Raw genomic sequence first — 16,362 nt, 5'->3', positions numbered from 1 at the left:
TGGTAGATGCTTTCCGACCTGGAAGGGTGAGACCTACTCAGGGTTTCATCCGACCAGGTTCGAAAGGCAGCTACGCGGCGCGGGATCTCATACCCGGATGCGGTGCCGATCCTCGTGTCCTGCGGTGGCTGAACGCGGCTGTCCGGTCCCGATCGCCCACCACATTCGGCATTCGTGACCCAGAACATGACCTGAACCGGCCGGACTCGACGTCCGACCGGAGAGGCAGAGGTGAAGAAGAATGAAGTTCGGTGTTTTCTCCATGAACTCGGACGAGGGCCTCGACCCGCTTGAGCTCGCCCGCGAAACCGAGGGGCTTGGCATCGAGTCGATCTTCGTGCAAGACCACAGCCACGTGCCGGTGACCCGCCGGGTCCCCTTCGGTGCCGGGAACGAGAAGACCGCCAACATTGCCGAGCGCAAGGACCTGAGCGCGGGATTCGAGGACGCGGGGGGCGATATGCCCCGCGACTTCTACCGCAACCGCGAGCAGTTCGTGACTCTGGCCTCGATGGCCGCCGTCACCTCGACCCTGCGGATCGGCACCGGGATCTGCCTAGTGGTGCAGCGGGATCCCATCTGGTTGGCCAAGCAGGTCGCCACCCTCGACCAGTTGTCGCGTGGGCGGCTGCTGTACGGGGTCGGGGTCGGCTCGCCGTGGAACCGCGAGGAGATCAATCACCACGGCACCGATTACCGCACCCGGATGACGCTGATGGCCGAGCGGATGGAGGCGATGGAGCGGATCTGGACGAACGAAAAAGCGGAGTACCACGGCAAGTTCGTCGAGTTCGACCCCATCTACTCCTGGCCGAAACCGTTTCAGACCCCGAGGCCGCCGGTACTCGTCGGAGGGGACGGCCCCACCGTTCTGGACCGGGTGCTGGCGTTCGGCGACGGGTGGATGCCCGGTCACCACGACGACATGGGCTTCTTCCAGGCGCGGATCTCCGAGCTGCACGAGCGTGCCGCAGCAGCGGGTCGTGGGCGCATGGAGGTCACCGTCTTCCTCGCTCGGCTCGACCGGCTCGACGACTACCAGGCGGCCGGTGCTGATCGCGTCGTGATCATGCTCCCGACCGGCGCGGAACGAGAGTTCCTCAAGGACATCGCCGAAGCCATGTCCCGCTTCTGACCGAGTCGGCCAATATCCAGGATCACATTCGTCCAGCTCACATCTTGCCGAGCTACCTCGTCGGAGATGTGTAACCCGTCAGCGATGTTTGAACATCAGCAACGGCAGAGGAGCTCACCGTGGATGCCCGCTTGAACCTCTTCGGCAGCCAGGTCGCAACCAAGGTCCTGAAGTGCCTCACCGCGGCGCACAATGCGGTCGCGGCCTCGAAGCTGCCAGCCACGACGCAGGAACTGGTGAGGCTCCGGGCCAGTCAGATCAACGGCTGCGGCTTCTGCACCGACATGCACACCAAAGAGGCCGCGCATGCCGGGGAGACCGCGGTGCGCCTCAACCTGGTCGCGGCCTGGCGAGAGGCCACGGTATTCACCGAAGCCGAACGTGCTGCTCTGGAGCTGGCGGAGCAGGGCACCCGCACCGCCGACGCGGCCGGTGGTGTCACGGACGAGGCTTGGGCGAACGCGGCCAAATATTACGATGAGGAGCAGCTCGCCGCGCTGGTGGCCACCATCGCCATCATCAACGCCTTCAACCGCATGAACGTCATCGTCCAGCTGCCTACCGACGGCACCTACCAGCCCGGCCAGGCACTGATCTAAGAGTCTGTCTTCGGACTCGTTTTGCGTTGCGGTGCGGGTGGCAGACCTGGCGATTTCGCGCGAAATCGCCACCCGCCCCGCGTGGGAGACGGCGATTTCGCGCGAAATCGCCCACCTCACCCGAGGCGGACAGCCCGACACGACCACTTCAAAGACAGGCTCTAACAACGAGGATCACCTGGCCGGGACGGCCGATGCCGTCTCGCACCAGCAGCACATGCCCCCGGCCTCTTCGCCGGGGGCGTTGTTCTGGCCCGGTAGCTAGCCTTCCAGCCAGGCAGTGGCGCCGGAGATCAGACCGGCTCGGCCAGTTCGGGGCAGGCGGACTCCGGGTCGTGGTCCCAGAACCGATTGGTGGCGAAGGGGTATCCGGCCAGCTCGGCGAAGCGCTGATCGTTGGTGCCGTTGACCGCGTCCCAGTCAACCGGCGTGCCCTCGGCCCAGATCCGGCCGAGCACGGTGGCCATCCCGGCGAAGGGACCGTCAGCATGGCCACCGATGGAGACCGCGCTCACCGGTTCCGCCTGTGAGCCGCGAAGGATGAGCGCGGCGAGCGCCCTGCCGGGGCCCAGCTCAACGAACCGCCGGTTCCCGCGCGCGGTCGTGGCCCGCACCGCATCGGCGAAACGGACCGGCTCGGCGAGTTGACGCGACCAGTACTCCGCGTCGGACCATGCGTCCGCGTCCGGCACGGCTCCGGTCAGCGTGGAGGCAATCGGGGCCGTCGCGGGCGCTGGCCGGGCCGATCGCACCGCCTTCTCGTACTCGGCCGCGGCGGTGGCCACCAGCGGTGAGTGGAACGCGATGTCGCCGGGCAGGAGTCGGGACCGGATTCCGCGTTCGCCGAGTTCGCGGTGCGCGTTCTCCACCGTTTCGGGGCGACCGGAGAGCACGACGCGGTCCTCGGCGGCGTTCACCGCCAACACGAGATTCGGCCCGAGCAGGTCTGCGACGGCATCCGCACCGGCGGCGACGGCCAGCAGCGCTCCCGGTTCGCAGCGGCGCATGAGTGCGTCCCGGGTGTCGAGCAACCGCATGAGCGGCCCGCGCTCGAACACACCGGCAAGATGCGCCGCGGCATACTCACCGAGGCTGCTGCCGAGCACTGCGTGCGCCTGGATGCCAGCGGCGAGCAGCACCTTCGCACACGCGATTTCGACGGCCACCAGTGCCGGTTGGTACGGCGGCATGGCGTCAACGGCCCGGCTGAGCAGCAACATCGGATCGATGTCCAGCGCGGCGGCGCACGCGTCGATTTCTGCCCGGAACACCCGAATGGCGCGGTAGATGCCGGTGAAGTCGTCGTCGCCACCGGTCTGGCCCGGGAAGACGAACACCAGGCCGCCCGCTGCGGCTGGCGCCATCGGTGTCACCGTTCGCAAGGCTGCGGCGGCCTGCGCGCGGCAGGGCACCGCGACGGCCGACCGGGCACCGCGGTGCGCGTACCGTCCCGCCGCCAGAGTGTGCGCGACCTCGGCGAGTGCCAGACCGGCGTCGCGGTCGAAGCGCTCGGCGAGCGCGTCCGCGGTGCGCCGCAGCGCTGGGGCGTCGGCGGCGGACAGTGGCAACACCACCGGGATGTCCGCTGGCCGCGCCGTGTCCTCCTGGACGTACTGCTCGACGATCGCATGCGCGTTGGTGCCGCCCACCCCGAACGAACTGATCGCGGCACGTCGAGGCGTGTCCGGCCACGGCTCGGCGGCGAGCGGAATCCGGAACGGCGACCGCGCGAGGTCGATGTCCGGATTCGGTTCGCGGAAGCCCGACAGCGGCGGGCGGATGCCGTCGCGTACCGCGCAGATCGCCTTGATCAGTCCAGCGATGCCCGCCGCCCGGCCGAGATGGCCGTAATTCGACTTCAACGAGCCCAACACGCAGAAACCGGTCGCCTGCGTGTGCTGGGCGTAGGCACGCCGCGCCGCTTCGATTTCGATGTGGTCGTCGGTGCGCGTGCCGGTGCCATGCGCCTCGAAGTAGCCGATCGACTCCGCCGGAACTGCGGCCAGGGCCTTGGCGATGACCTCCGACTGGCCACGCACGCTCGGCGCCATGAAGCTCGCCTTGGTCCGACCATCGTTGTTGGTCGCGGTCGCCCGCAGCACCGCGTGCACCCGCCGTCCCTGGGCGAGCGCGTCGCCGAGACGTTGTAGCACCACCACGCCGCCGCCGTAGCCGTGCACGGTGCCGTTGGCCGAGGTGTCGAACGGCCTGCAGCGACCGTCCGGCGAGGTGATCATCCAGTCCTGGCGCGGGTGCGCGAGGTCCTGGTCGACGTCCACGGAGATGCCGCCCGCGATGGCCACGTCGCTGAGACCGGCGCGCACCTGCTGCGCGGCAAGGTGCACCGCAACCAGGGAGGAAGAGCACGCCGTCTGCACCGAGACGGCTTCACCGCGCAGGTCGAGCAGGTGGCTGACCCTGGTGGCGAGAAAGTCGGCACCGGAGGCCAGCATGCGGAGGTAGCGTTCGTTCGCGCCGAGATCGGCGGACCCCGCCAGCCGATACGTGCTGGGCGCGGCCGACGCGTACACCGACACGATCAACTCGTCGTCCCCGGGGACTACCGCCGCGGACTCCAGCGCGTGCCAGCACAGCTCCAGGAAGATCCGGTGCTGCGGGTCCATGACGGTGGCTTCGGTGGGTGTCATGTCGAACGGCGCCGGGTCGAACCGGTCGATGTCGGCGAGTAGGCCGCCCGCGCCGACTCGGCCGGAATCCGGTGGCAGGTGCCAGGTCGACACGCGGTCGGCGCCGTCCACGCAGTGCCGCCAGAACTCGGCGATGTCGGCTGCTCCTGGAAAGCGGCCCGCCATCCCCACTATGGCGATGTGCTCGCCCGGGTCGAGCGGTGCGGCTTCGTTGGTGGCGGTGAATTCGTTCGTCATGTCAGTGTCCCCCGTGCGGTCGTCCCGCCTGGTACTGGACCAACCGGACACATCTCGCAGTACCTCGGCGCACGAGTGGAGCCGTTCTGCATCGAGCACCGGGGCATATCGAGCACGGGTCATATCGAGCACCGGGTCATGGTGACCTGGCGTCCAGCGGATGCCATGGCGGTGACCCCTTCCCGCTGCGCCGTGCCCAGAACAGCTTCGGCCACCGGACTTGGCTGGGACTGCTCAGCGGGTTGGTGCCAACTTGGCGGCCGTTCGCATGAAGGTCCACCGACTGTCCGAACAGGACGGACTAGCCGAGGTCGGCGGGCATCGCAGATCATCGGTGCCCGATCGGGCAGACTGATCCTGGATGCAGTTGACCGGCGCTATTCTCCCGTTTTCCTCCCACTCCCACCGTTGACGCGAATACTGACAGGCAGCGGATGATGGTCTCGGCACGACAGCGCCTCACCACGACAGCGCCTCACCACGACAGCGCCTCACCACGCTCGACAGCTCGGCTGGGGTAGAGGTTCAAGCCTTCGGCGCGTGTCGAGCGGGCCGCGAATGCACACGGTCCATCCCCGCACGGCGCTCATCGTGACAGCCTGACGCTTCGACGGTCGCGTCAAGCACCGATCCCGTCGATAGCAGAAGCCGAGACGGCCACTTCAGGACACCGTGGTGCCAGCGGCCCGTCCGTGCCGTTTGCCGTCCACCGCCTTCAGACCGAGCATCGCCAGCAGCTCGTCGCAGTCCTGGGCGCTGACAGCATGATCGGCGACCGTGCGCGCGGCTCTGCCGCTCTGGATCGCTTCCTGACGCTGCCCGCTAGCACGCGCCTCAGAGAACCTTCCCTGCTCGCGTGGCGGACCGGAGTGTCGTGCCAAGGTCATGCGGTCCCTTCTCCGTCCCACCTGCCGCGGGTGCGGTCGAGAAGGGACATGACGATCGGGATCCGTGCGACGTGCATCGCTGATGGGCGACAAACGTTGCGCAGACCATCCACGAGGAACAGGCACCCGCGGAACCTGTCCATCATCACAGCCCACGGGTCTCGGCCACAATGGGCACGATGTGATCGTTGAACGTCACCCGACCTGGGGCGTCGTCCGAATCCAGGGTGAGCTACGCTGCCTGGGCCACCGGGGCGGGGCCTCGACGGACCAGGGCAGCGGTGTGGCCAGCTGTAGCAGGGCAATTGGGTGTATTTCCTGGCCCACACCCCGATTCTTGGGGTGCAGCTCGTCGCCGTCGGCCAGGCCCTCGATGGTGGTGACTTCGGTGCCGTCGGCGTCCTTGACCTGCACCATGCAGGTCTGCACTTCCTCATCGCCCATCAGGCAGGTGCAGGCCCGGCACACCCCGACACCGCAGCCGTACTTCGGGCCGGTGATGCGCAGCTTGTCCCGCAACACCCACAACAACGGCATCTCGGCCGGGACATCGACATCGACACCCTCGCCGTTGACCGTGAATTCGTACTTCGGCATGTGTAGTCGATCTCCCTGCTAGAAGTTGACCGGGAACGTAGTCGGCGAGGTCCCGGTCGCACGGGCGTAGGCGTTCGCGACCGCGGCGGCCGAGCCGGGGCCACAACTGTCGCCGAGGCCACCAGGTTCGCCTTGGAGATCTGCGCGGCCTCGATCAGACTCCCGGTGTTGTCGGCCAGCTCAGCGAAGATGTTCTCGTCGGATCTGTTCGCACCCGGGCCAGGGTTCCAGGTGACCTCGACCTTCTTGGCCGCTTCCATGGCCTGCCAGGTGTCCTCCGCGCACACCGCGATGCCGGAGGGGATCCGTGCCACGGCCGCGACACCCGGCATCCGGCGGGCCGCCGAGTCGTCGTAGGACTGCTCGATGACAACATCGCTCGGCCGCGCGTCGAGTTCCTCGGCGATGATCATCGCCATCCTCGTGCTGATTCCCTGCCCCATTTCGAGCTTGGGAAGCTCGAACCACGCCTTGCCGTCCTCGTTGATCTGCAAATCAGAAACTCCTATCAATCAATTCGCCAGGGCGACTCGAACCTCTGCGTGCGGTCAGCAGCGCATCCGGATCCCACCGTTCACATGAGACGGTCGATGGCATTGCTCCGTTGGTCTCGACGTGGACGGGAGCGCCATCGATGTCGACGGCCGGTGCGATCTGTCCGCTGTTCCAAAGCCCGCCGGATTCACCATGCGCGGTGTTCCTGCGGGGTGGCTACCGGGGTTTGCTGTTCGCGGGCGCTGCGTTCGAGGTCGGCGGTGACCATCATGCGGATGAGGTCCTCGAACTCGACCGTCGGGGTCCACCGCAGTTCGACGCGGGCTCGGGTGGAGTCCGCGCACAGCAACTCCACCTCGGCGGGCCGGACGAACTGGGGATCGATCACCACGTGGTCGTGCCAGTCCAAGCCGACGGTGTCGAACGCGATCCGCACCACGTCGCGCACACTGTGCATGTGCCCGGTGCCCACGACGTAGTCCGCGGGACGGTCTTGGGCCAACATCAGGCGCATGGCGCGGACGTAGTCGCCCGCGAAGCCCCAGTCGCGCACGGCGTCCAGGTTGCCCAGCCGGAGTTCCCGCTGCAGGCCGAGTTTGATCCGGGCCGCGGACAGGGTGATCTTGCGGGTCACGAACTCGCGGCCCCGCCGGGGCGACTCGTGGTTGAACAGGATGCCGGAGACGGCGTGCAGGCCGAAGGACTCGCGGTAGTTGCGGGTGATGAAGTGCCCGTAGGCCTTGGCCACGCCGTACGGACTGCGCGGGTGCAGGGTGGTGGCTTCGTTCTGCGGCACCTCGCTGACCTTGCCGAACATCTCCGACGACGAAGCCTGGTAGAACCGGATGCCCGCGCCGGGACTGGCCCCGGCGCGGCCGATGCCGCTGACCATCCGGATGGCCTCCAGCATGCGCAGCACCCCGAGGCCGGTCACCTCGGCGGTCAGTTCGGCCTGGTGCCAGGACATCGGGACGTAGGAGATGGCGGCCAAGTTGTACACCTCATCGGGTTGTGCTCGGTCGACGGCGGCGACGAGGCTGCTCTGGTCGAGCAGGTCGCCCTCCACCACGCGCACTCCCTCGATGACCCGGTCGCGGTGCGGGTTGGCCTGGCCGCGGACCAAGCCCCACACCTGGTATCCCTCGGCGAGCAGGTGTTCGGCCAGGTAGGAACCGTCCTGCCCGGTCACCCCGGTGATCAATGCGCGCCTCATGCGCTCTCCTCCTTCGATGTCGGCCGCGGGCCAGCCACCCACCCCGCGGCGGCCAGGGCGCGCACCAGCTCGGCGGCGTGCCGCAGCGCGGGGACGCTGCCGAGGTAGCCGACGCGGGGGCGGCCGGGACCGCCGCGCCCGGACCGCACGTGCAAGGACCAGCAGCCCTGCGCCTCGGCCGCGGCGAGGTCGGAGTCGTGGTCGCCGACGAGCAGCGTCCGCTCGGGCGCGGCCGCCAGTTCGGCGACCGCGCGCCGCAGCAGGCCCGCTTTCGGTTTGCGGCACTCGCAGCCCCCGCCGGGCACGTGCGGGCAGTACACGACCACCGGCCGCGGCACGCCCGCCGCGGCCAGGTCGGCGACCATGCGCTGGTGGATGCGTTCGAGCCCGGCGACGCTGAGCAGGCCCCGGCCGACGGCCGACTGGTTGGTGACCACGGCCATCCGCAGGCCCATCCCGGCCAGCGCGCGGCACCCGGCGACCGCGCCGGGCAGCCAGTGCCACTGGTCGACGTTGGTGACGTAGTCGGAGCGGTTGCGGTTGAGGACGCCGTCGCGGTCGAGCAACACGGCGTCCAGCGGCGCGTCACCCATCGTGCGCCCCGACCTCGGATTCGGCGATCAGTTCGCGCAGTGCGGCGCCCACCGCGCCCGCCGAGTCCAGCTGGGGGCGCCAACCCAGCCGCCACAGCCGTTGGGGCGTGATCCGCACGGTGGGGATGTCGCCGAGCCAGCCCCGTTCGCCCGCGCCGAGCACGACCGCCCCGGTCGGTCCGGGGAACTCCGCGGTCGCCATCCTCGCCACGTCCGCCGCCGAAGTGGCGTCGGTGTTGCACACGTCGTAGGTCGCGAAGCCGGGACTGGGGCCGTCCCCGTCGGCCAGCAGGCGCAGCGCCGCAATGCAGTCCGACACGTGCAGGAAACTGCGGGTTTGGGCACCGTTGCCGAGCACGGCGAGCTTGCTGGGGTCGGCGCGCAGGCGGGTCACGAAGTCGTGCACGATGCCGCGCCGCATGCCGCCGCCGACGACGTTGGACAGCCGGGCGGCGATGGCGCGGAATCCGTTCTCGTGCGCCGCCGCCGACAGGAACGCTTCGGCGGCGGCCTTGCCCGCCCCGAACCGGGTCACCGGGCGCGGGTAGCGCGCGGACTCGTCGGCGTCCGACTCGGCCAGCGGCCCGTACACCAGTTGGCTGGAGGTCATCACCACAGTGCGCGGAGGATCGTCGGCGACGGCTTCGAGCAGGGCGACCGTGCCGCCCACGGTCGTGTCCAGGTCCGCGCGCGCGGCCTGCGCCCACGTCCGGTTCTCGGTGTTGGCGCCGAGGTGGAACAAGGTGTGCGCGCCGCCCGCCAGTTGCCGGATGGCGCGCGTGTCCCTGATGTCGGCTTCGTAGTAGTGCAGCAGCGGGTCGGACGGCAACCGGTGCGCGGCGGCCCGCGGAACCCGGTCGACGGCGGTGACCGGCACCCGGTCGGCCAGCAACGCGGCCACCAAGTGCGCCCCGATGAAGCCCGCCGCACCGGTGACCACGGTGCGCGGTGTGTCGCCAGGGGTCTCTCCTGGTGTGTCCATGAGGCAAGTCCCTTGTGGATGGAGGGTCAGATGAGGTCGATCAGCTGCCCGAGGGCCAGGATTCGGGTGTAGCGGCCGGGTTGCTCCGGGTAGATGTCGAAGGGGTCGTAGAGGATGGTCGACGGGATGTCCGCCGGAGCCCCGTCGAGGGTGTCGCCGACGTAGCGGCACTCGTCGAGCGGCCGATCGAGCGCGACGGCGGCCATGCGGAAGATGCGCTGGTCCGGTTTGGCGATCCCGACGACGGCCGAGTCGAGTACACCGTCCAATCGCGACAGCAGACCAGCCGCCGCCAGCTCGGCGTGCGCACGGCCGTTGGCGTTGCTGACCACGTAGCGTTGGACACCGCGCGGGAGGGCGTCGAACAGCCGCAGGGCGTCTGGGTTGACCACACCCCACAGCACGGTGTCGTCCACCTCCCGCCGGATGGTGTCCCACATGCGGTCGGCTGCTTCGGGCGCGCAGCCGACGTGCGCGGCCCAGGCGTGCGCGAACGGCCGGGCGCGGGCCCCGGGGTCCAAGTCCTGGTCGCGGGCGGCCAAGGAGACGGCGCGGCGGGCGGTCGAGCTGTTGACCCGCACCCCTGCCCTGGCCGCCTGGACGGCTACGACGTCGCCGTCGATGAGCATCAGCACGCCTCCGGAATCCAGCAGCAGCGCGGGCTGGCGCATTCTGCGGGGCACGGCCAGGCCCCGGTCAGTCGGCGGGGATCAGGAACAGGTTCACGAACTCCCGTTCCGTGGTCTCGGCCGCCCGCACGAACTCCTCGTCCGGCAGCTTCGGATCGATGGGGTCGGGGACGTAGCGGTCGTCGAGGACGAAGCGCTCGTAGCCGAGCGTGGTGAAGGTCTTGAGCACGTCGACGGGGTCCTCGCCGCGTTCGCGGATGCCCGGTGGCCAGAACTCGACCAGCAGTTCCGGCCTGCACCGGCGCAGCGTGCGCTCCATGCCGACCAGGGCGTGGTGGTCGCCGCCCTGCAGGTCGACCTTGGCGAAAGCGATGTCGGGGACGTCGGCGAGCACGTCGTCCAGCGCCACCATCGGCACGGGGTGGCCGAGGTCGGACGGATGGTCGAGGACCCGGTGATCGCCGGTGTTGCCCTCCGGGTCGCGACGCAGGTGTGCTACGCCGGGCGCGGCCCCGGCGGCGGCGAAGACCGGCGTGACGTTGGAGCCTCCGTTGCGCAGGAGGTTCTGCACCAGCAACTGGTGGTTCCACGCGTCGGCCTCGATGGCGACCACGCGGCCCTCCGGGCCCACCAGCCGCGACATGAGCAGGGTGAAGTAGCCGATGTGCGCGCCGATGTCGAGGACGGTCATGCCGGGTTTGACCATGCGGCGGATGGCGGCGTCCTCATCGGCCTCCCACCGCCGGGTCTCGGCGATCTCCGGCCGGATGATCGTGTCGCCGCCGTCGATCTGCAGCACGCCCACGTCCGAATCCACGTGGGCGGCAGGCAGCCATTCGGGGACCGGGCCGGGCCGCTGGAACGTCCGGGCCACCACGTGCCGCCACAGCGCCGCGGTAGCGCGCCCGGCATCGGTAGGGTCGGCGCCCGCCACGCTCGCCGCTCCGGCGGCGCTGGCGCGCTGCACGGTCAGCGCGTAGTCGGCGGGCGACGGCCCGCCGTAGGGGTGCTCTGTCATGGCGTTCCTCTCCGTCCTGGGCGCGGTCACGCTGGCACGCCCTCGATCAGGCTGTGGTACTGCGCTTCCAGGTAGCCGTGGTCGGCCAGCTTGCGCGCCGAGGTCAGGCGCAGGCCCGCGTCGGCGAACAGCCCGGCGAACTCGGCTTCGGTGCGGACCCGGCCCCGAGTGGTGACCAGGAGGTCCATGTCGGTGGTGACGATGCCGTGGGCGGGCCCGAGGTCGGCGTCATCGCCGGGCATGAGCGGCTCCATCACCACGACCCGGCCTTGGTCGTGCAGCACGGCGCGGATGTTGCCGAGGATCTTGCGCACGCTGTCGTCGTCCCAGTCGTGCAGCACGCTCTTGACCACGTACAAGTCGCCGCCCGCGACGACGCTCTCGAAGGCGTTCCCCGCGGCCACCGCGCACCGGTCGGCCACCCCCTTGGCGTCGAGGTGCCCGGCGGCCTGGGCGACGCCCTCAGCCCGGTCGAACACGATGCCGCGCAGGTGCGGGTGCGCGGACAGGACCTCGGCGAGCAGCGCCCCGTTGCCGCCGCCCACGTCCACGACCGTGGTGCACCAGCTGAAGTCGTAGCCCTTGGCCAGGCTGGGCGCCGCCCCGGCGGTGTCGGCGCCCATGGCGCCGTTGAACACCGCGTACTCGTCGGGCTGCTGCGCGTAGTACTCGAAGTAGGGGAGACCGTGGATGCGCTCGAACCCGTTGCGGCCGCTGCGCACCGTCTCGGCCAGCTCGCCCCAGCTGCGCCACATCGCCTCACCGGCGAATAGCAGCACCATGTCGCGCACCGAGTCCGGTGCGTCGGCGCACAACGGCCGGCCCATGGGGGTCAGTTCGTAGCCGCCTTCGGTGGCCGCCGCGATCCCGACCGCCGCCATCCCGCGCAGCAGACGGCGCAACGACGGCTCGTGCGCACCGGTTCGCCCGGCCAGGTCGGCGCTGGTTCGCGCGCCCGCCGCGAGCGCGTCGGGCACCCCGAGCCGGACGGCGGCGTGGATGATCTGCGCGGGCATGGACCCGAAGGCCAGTTGCCACAGCCTGCCCATCGAGTCGGCGGTGTCGGCTGGTTGTGCGGTGTCGGTCGGCTGTTCCGTCGTGCTCATCGGCTCTGTTCCTCCTGGTCGTCGGTGACGAGCCCGCGCACCCGGTCGCCCAGCGCGCGCGCCGATTCTTCGGTGGCGGCCTCGACGTTGAGCCGCAGCCGCGAGCGGGACTCGGTGTTCGAGGACCGCAGGTTGAACCAGGCGCCGTCGGACAGGCGCGCGGAGACGCCGTCCACCACGCAGACGGCCGCGCTCGGCACGGCCGCGAACACCGCGTGCACGGCGCGCAGCCGCTCGACCGGGTCGGTGACCGGGATCGTGGTCTCCGGCAGCGCGGCGCCGCGGACGTGGCGCCGGGTGAGCGCCGACACCGGGGTGCCGCCGTCCGCCGCGCCCAGCACGTGCAGTCCGGCCAGCAGGCCGGAGTCGAGGTTGAAGAACTCCCCGAAGTAGTAGTGGGCCGAGTGTTCGACACCCAGGACGGCGCCGGTTTCGGCCATGGTCCGCTTGACGTTGGAGTGCCCGACGGGACTGAGCGCGTGCCTGCCGCCGAGCCCGATCACGGTGTCGGCGAGGGCAGGGGAGGTGGCCGCAGTGGACACCACGGTCGCGCCGGGCACGCGGTCCAGCGCCCGTTCGGCCAGCACCGCGCCGACCGCTGACGGCCGCACCTGGGTGCCGGTCTCGTCCACGACAACACAACGGTCGGCGTCGCCGTCGAACGCCAACCCGAGGTCGGCGCCCACGCGCTGGACCTCTGCCCGCAACCAGGCCGTGTTGGCGGATGCGGTCGGGTCCGCGTCGGCGCCGGGGAACGCGCCGTCCACTTCGAAGTGCAGCGGTACGACCTTGACCCCGAGCCCATCGAGCACCAGCGGCACCGTCATACCACCCATCCCGTTGAGGGCGTCCACGACAACGGTCAGCGGCCGTTGCGGCGGTGCGGCCAGCGACAGCAGCCGTTCCCGGTAGGCGTCGACCACGCTGGCGGTCAACTCCCGGCCCGCCCTGGCGGCGGGCCGCTGCCCTGCCAGCACGAGCGCGGCCAGGTCGCCCAGCCCGCTGTCGGCGCCGACCGGAATCGCGCCTGCCCGGCACAACTTGACCCCGTTGTAGCGCGGCGGGTGGTGACTGGCGGTGATCATCGCGCCGGGCAATCCGAGCACGCCCGAGGCGAAGTGCAGCAGGTCGGTGCTGGCCAGCCCGATCCGCACCGCATCGGCGCCCCGCTCGCGCACTCCGCCGCTGAACGCGTCGGCGAACCGCGGCGACGACGCGCGCATGTCCTGTCCGACGACGACCGCTCTCGCCCCGGTCAGCCGGACGAACGCCGCGCCGAACCTGTGCAGCAGGTCCTCGTCCAGTTCCGCGTCCGCGACCCCCCGGACGTCGTAGCTGCGTACCACCGCGCCCAACAGACCCGACTCGTCCGCGTCCATCCCGATCACCAGCGACGGATGCGGGGCGGGTTGACCGGCGGCCGTTTCGAGCCGTCCGCCAGCACGTACGGGTCATGCGGGCTGAACGGCTCCCGCCACCACTGCTCCGGCGCGGGCGACCAGTCCTCGTCCGGGTAGATGCAGTCCACCGGGCACACCGGTGGCAGGCACTGCCCGCAGCCCGAGCACAGTTCCGGCAGGATCGCCATGCCGTCGCCGAGGTTGAACACGGCGCCGAACTGCGACGGGCACGCCTCCACGCAGGCGTCGCAGCTGATGCACTCGGACTGTTCGATGCGCAGTGGGGGTTTGCGCCACTGGCGCGGGCGTTCTCTGTCAGCGACGCGCTGTCCGCGCGGGGAGTCCTTGGACTGCTTCGGCTGGTTGGGCATCAGGGCGCACCTCCACTGGTGATCGGGGCTGGCAAGGCGGCGGCCCACGAGACGGTCGCGGCGACTGCGTCGGCCAGTCCTGCGGCGCTGAAGCCGTGGCTGCCGTCGACGACCACCAGCGGCCACTCCGGATGCCGGGCGACCTCGTCGATGACCGGCCGCATGAGGGGGACGTCGAGTTCCTCGGTGCCGAAGACCGCGCACACCGGCATCGGGGATGCACGGAGCAGGGCCAGGTAGTCGCGGCTGCGGTCGTCGCGCTGGTACGCCACGCCGAGCCACAGTCCGCACCACGACGCGGCGACGGTGCCGTCCACCCGGTGCAGGCGAGCCGGGGTACCGGCGTCGTCTTCTTCGGCCAGGATCGGCCCCCAGAGCACCACCCCGGCCGACCACGGCTCGGCGGCGGCCATGACCGACAGCCGCGCGCCCGCGCTGTTGCCGACTACGACGAACCGCTCGGCGACACCGTCGGCCCGCAGTCGCGCCACCGCCGCGCGCAAGTCGTCCATCCGCCGTGCCCATGTCGAATGGGTGAAGGTGCCCTCGCTGACCCCGGTGCCCCGGCTGTCGTAGCGGAACGCCGGTAGGCCCGCAGCCGCGCCCGCGTGTGCGAGCAGCACGCCGCATTCGTGGATATCCACCCGCTGACCGGGGTTGCCCGGCTCGTACACCAGGCACACCGGCCACGGTCCGTCGCCCGGGGGCTGGTGCAGCACACCGAACAGCCGATCGCCGTCGGACTCGAACGCCACCGACGACACCCGGCTCCCGTCCGGGGCCGCGACGGACTCCTGGACATGCGCGGGGACGGCGGGCCGCGTCGTGCCGCCGCCCTCCGCGACGTGCCGGATCACGGCGTCGGCGACGGCCGCGCGGGGGCCGTGCTCCCAGTGCCACGAGGGCGCGGACGCCGTTGGTTCGTGGTCGATTCGAACGCAGCGCAACCCCGTCGACCGGGCGTACGAGGTGTCGGCCTCGGAGGCCGCGACGACGGTGGTGCAGGTGTCGCGCAGGTCGGCGAAGGCCGGACCGGACGCTCGGGCGGCCGCGGTGAGCAGGTCCGGCACGACCGCACCCGCCGGTTGCGGCGGCTGGTACGGCTCGCCCACCGCTGCGTCGACCAGGGCCCGGCTCGCCGGGTGGGTGGCCAGGGCTTCCGGTGGCACCCGCACCCGCCCGGCCAGGTGCGCGGACCCGGCCGCCCACGCGGCGGTGTCGGGGCACACCAGCACGCACGAGTCGACGGCGCCCCGCGCGGTGAGTTCGGCGGCCAGCACTGCGCCCACGCCGTATCCGACGACGTGCACCGGACCTGGGACGTGCGCGACCACGGCCGCCGCGGCGGCTCGCAGGTCGTCCAGCAGCGGCGGCCGTTCGCCCAGCATGCTGTCGGCGTGCCCGGGGTGGTCGTACTGCACCGCGTTGACCCCCCGCGCGGCCAGGTCGCGGGCCAGGATCGACCACAGGTAGCGGGGCTCGCTCATCCCGGTGCCCAGGCCGGTGACGAAGACGACCGTCGGAGCGTCCGGGGCGGCGTCGTGCCGCACGACGCACACCGGGCCGGGGTCGATGAAGTACTGCCTCACTCCGGTGCGCACGCGAGCCTCCGGTCGAAGTCGTCGGGGGTCAGTCCACCCAGGGTCAGTTCGAGCAGCAGGTCGGCGGGCACCTCCGGGTGGCGGCGCTGGAACCTGGCCGCCGAGGCGGCCAGGTTGTCGCGGTAGAAGCCGTCCGGGCGGCGGTGGGCGAAGTGGTCGTTGCGGGCGGCCTCGCACAACCGGAACTCCGCGCCCAGCCGCGCCAGTCGGTAGCCCAGCTCGAAGTGTTCGAGCCCCCACTCGGTGAAGTCGTCGTCGAACCCGCCCACTCGATCGAACAACCGCGCGGGCAGCGACACGTTCCCGGCCAGGAACGTCAGCCACCGGGCCGGGTGCCCGGTGCGGCCGTCGGCGTCGTAGACGGCGGTGACCCGGCGCACGAACGCGGGTGTACGCGCCCGCGGCCCGCCCGCGCCCGTGGCGAACTGCGCCCGTAGCAGGTCGATCTGGGCGTCGAAGTCCGACAGGTAGCGCTCGCGGATACCGCCCACCACGACCACGTCGGCGCTGTCAGCGCCAGCGTGGGCCTGTTCGTGGGCGCGCACGAACCCCGGAACGGGCGCGCGGTCGCCGTCGCAGAACACCAGCAGGCGGCCGACCGCCGCGCTCGCGCCCACGTTGCGGGCCGCCGCCCGACCGACACCGGATGTGCAACGCACCCGCAGCGGGAGGTCGCCAGCGGCGGCGGACAGCACGGCCCTCGTCGCGTCCACCGAGCCGTCGTCGACCACCACCAGCTCCCACGAGCCGGGGTCGGCGTCCTGGGCGCCGAACGCCGCCAGGGTCACCGCCAGCCTGCCCGCCTGGTCGCGGGTCGGCACCACCACGCTGGTCCGCACGGTGGACACGGC

15 protein-coding genes and 1 pseudogene are annotated in these 16,362 nt (G+C 70.8%); 2 read left to right on the top strand and 14 right to left on the bottom strand.

Translation table 11 applies throughout. The features are described 5' to 3' along the window. Window positions 1-241 precede the first annotated feature (241 nt). Together ACTWQN_RS03520 and ACTWQN_RS03515 are read left to right on the top strand one after the other, a co-directional pair. The gene (locus ACTWQN_RS03520) at window positions 242-1,135 is read left to right on the top strand and encodes an LLM class F420-dependent oxidoreductase (protein ID WP_443201841.1); all 894 of its coding nucleotides are present in this window, start codon (window positions 242-244) and stop codon (window positions 1,133-1,135) included. A 119-nt stretch (window positions 1,136-1,254) separates the two neighbouring features. Then, on the top strand, window positions 1,255-1,734 hold the full coding sequence (locus ACTWQN_RS03515) for a carboxymuconolactone decarboxylase family protein (RefSeq protein WP_443201840.1): 480 nt from the start codon (window positions 1,255-1,257) through the stop codon (window positions 1,732-1,734). A 293-nt stretch (window positions 1,735-2,027) separates the two neighbouring features. Here ACTWQN_RS03515 and ACTWQN_RS03510 read toward each other — a convergent pair whose 3' ends face one another. The 14 genes and pseudogenes from ACTWQN_RS03510 to ACTWQN_RS03445 all read right to left on the bottom strand — a co-directional run bounded on the left by ACTWQN_RS03510 (window position 2,028) and on the right by ACTWQN_RS03445 (window position 16,359). Then, a complete protein-coding gene (locus ACTWQN_RS03510) occupies window positions 2,028-4,619 on the bottom strand; it encodes a type I polyketide synthase (protein ID WP_443201839.1) in 2,592 nt (863 codons plus the stop codon). Between the two features lie 662 nt (window positions 4,620-5,281). Beyond that, window positions 5,282-5,506 carry a hypothetical protein gene (locus ACTWQN_RS03505; protein WP_443201838.1) on the bottom strand — a complete coding sequence of 75 codons (225 nt, stop codon included), beginning with the start codon at window positions 5,504-5,506 and terminating at the stop codon, window positions 5,282-5,284. 195 nt (window positions 5,507-5,701) lie between these two features. After that, on the bottom strand, window positions 5,702-6,103 hold the full coding sequence (locus tag ACTWQN_RS03500) for a (2Fe-2S)-binding protein (RefSeq protein WP_443201837.1): 402 nt from the start codon (window positions 6,101-6,103) through the stop codon (window positions 5,702-5,704). 275 nt (window positions 6,104-6,378) lie between these two features. Further along, a pseudogene (locus ACTWQN_RS03495) lies at window positions 6,379-6,546 on the bottom strand (hypothetical protein); the annotation flags it as partial. Window positions 6,547-6,785: 239 nt separating this feature from the next. After that, on the bottom strand, window positions 6,786-7,811 hold the full coding sequence (locus ACTWQN_RS03490; protein WP_443201836.1) for a GDP-mannose 4,6-dehydratase: 1,026 nt from the start codon (window positions 7,809-7,811) through the stop codon (window positions 6,786-6,788). Beyond that, complete coding sequence (locus tag ACTWQN_RS03485; protein ID WP_443201835.1) at window positions 7,808-8,404, bottom strand: D-glycero-alpha-D-manno-heptose-1,7-bisphosphate 7-phosphatase; 597 nt, start codon at window positions 8,402-8,404, stop codon at window positions 7,808-7,810. The genes ACTWQN_RS03490 and ACTWQN_RS03485 overlap by 4 nt, the downstream gene beginning before the upstream one ends. Next, window positions 8,397-9,386 carry an NAD-dependent epimerase/dehydratase family protein gene (locus tag ACTWQN_RS03480; protein WP_443201834.1) on the bottom strand — a complete coding sequence of 330 codons (990 nt, stop codon included), beginning with the start codon at window positions 9,384-9,386 and terminating at the stop codon, window positions 8,397-8,399. The genes ACTWQN_RS03485 and ACTWQN_RS03480 overlap by 8 nt, the downstream gene beginning before the upstream one ends. 26 nt (window positions 9,387-9,412) lie before the next feature. Continuing rightward, window positions 9,413-10,069 carry an HAD family hydrolase gene (locus ACTWQN_RS03475; RefSeq protein WP_443201833.1) on the bottom strand — a complete coding sequence of 219 codons (657 nt, stop codon included), beginning with the start codon at window positions 10,067-10,069 and terminating at the stop codon, window positions 9,413-9,415. Window positions 10,070-10,082: 13 nt separating this feature from the next. Continuing rightward, window positions 10,083-11,033, bottom strand: coding sequence for an FkbM family methyltransferase (locus tag ACTWQN_RS03470; RefSeq protein WP_443201832.1), 951 nt, complete (start codon window positions 11,031-11,033; stop codon window positions 10,083-10,085). A gap of 26 nt (window positions 11,034-11,059) precedes the next feature. Further along, window positions 11,060-12,139, bottom strand: a complete 1,080-nt coding sequence (locus ACTWQN_RS03465; RefSeq protein WP_443201831.1) for a methyltransferase — start codon at window positions 12,137-12,139, stop codon at window positions 11,060-11,062. Further along, window positions 12,136-13,518 carry a phosphohexomutase domain-containing protein gene (locus ACTWQN_RS03460; RefSeq protein ID WP_443201830.1) on the bottom strand — a complete coding sequence of 461 codons (1,383 nt, stop codon included), beginning with the start codon at window positions 13,516-13,518 and terminating at the stop codon, window positions 12,136-12,138. Before ACTWQN_RS03460 ends, ACTWQN_RS03465 begins: the two co-directional genes overlap by 4 nt. Before the next feature lie 5 nt (window positions 13,519-13,523). Continuing rightward, a complete protein-coding gene (locus tag ACTWQN_RS03455) occupies window positions 13,524-13,910 on the bottom strand; it encodes a ferredoxin family protein (RefSeq protein ID WP_443201829.1) in 387 nt (128 codons plus the stop codon). Then, window positions 13,910-15,511 (bottom strand): alpha/beta fold hydrolase, encoded by a 1,602-nt coding sequence (locus ACTWQN_RS03450; protein ID WP_443201828.1) that lies wholly within the window; start codon window positions 15,509-15,511, stop codon window positions 13,910-13,912. The genes ACTWQN_RS03455 and ACTWQN_RS03450 overlap by 1 nt, the downstream gene beginning before the upstream one ends. Then, window positions 15,496-16,359 carry a glycosyltransferase family 2 protein gene (locus ACTWQN_RS03445; protein WP_443201827.1) on the bottom strand — a complete coding sequence of 288 codons (864 nt, stop codon included), beginning with the start codon at window positions 16,357-16,359 and terminating at the stop codon, window positions 15,496-15,498. The genes ACTWQN_RS03450 and ACTWQN_RS03445 overlap by 16 nt, the downstream gene beginning before the upstream one ends. Window positions 16,360-16,362: the final 3 nt, after the last annotated feature.

This window comes from Saccharopolyspora antiqui, from assembly GCF_052246905.1.
GTDB lineage: Bacteria > Actinomycetota > Actinomycetes > Mycobacteriales > Pseudonocardiaceae > Saccharopolyspora.
This window is presented reverse-complemented; position numbering and strand designations above follow the sequence as displayed.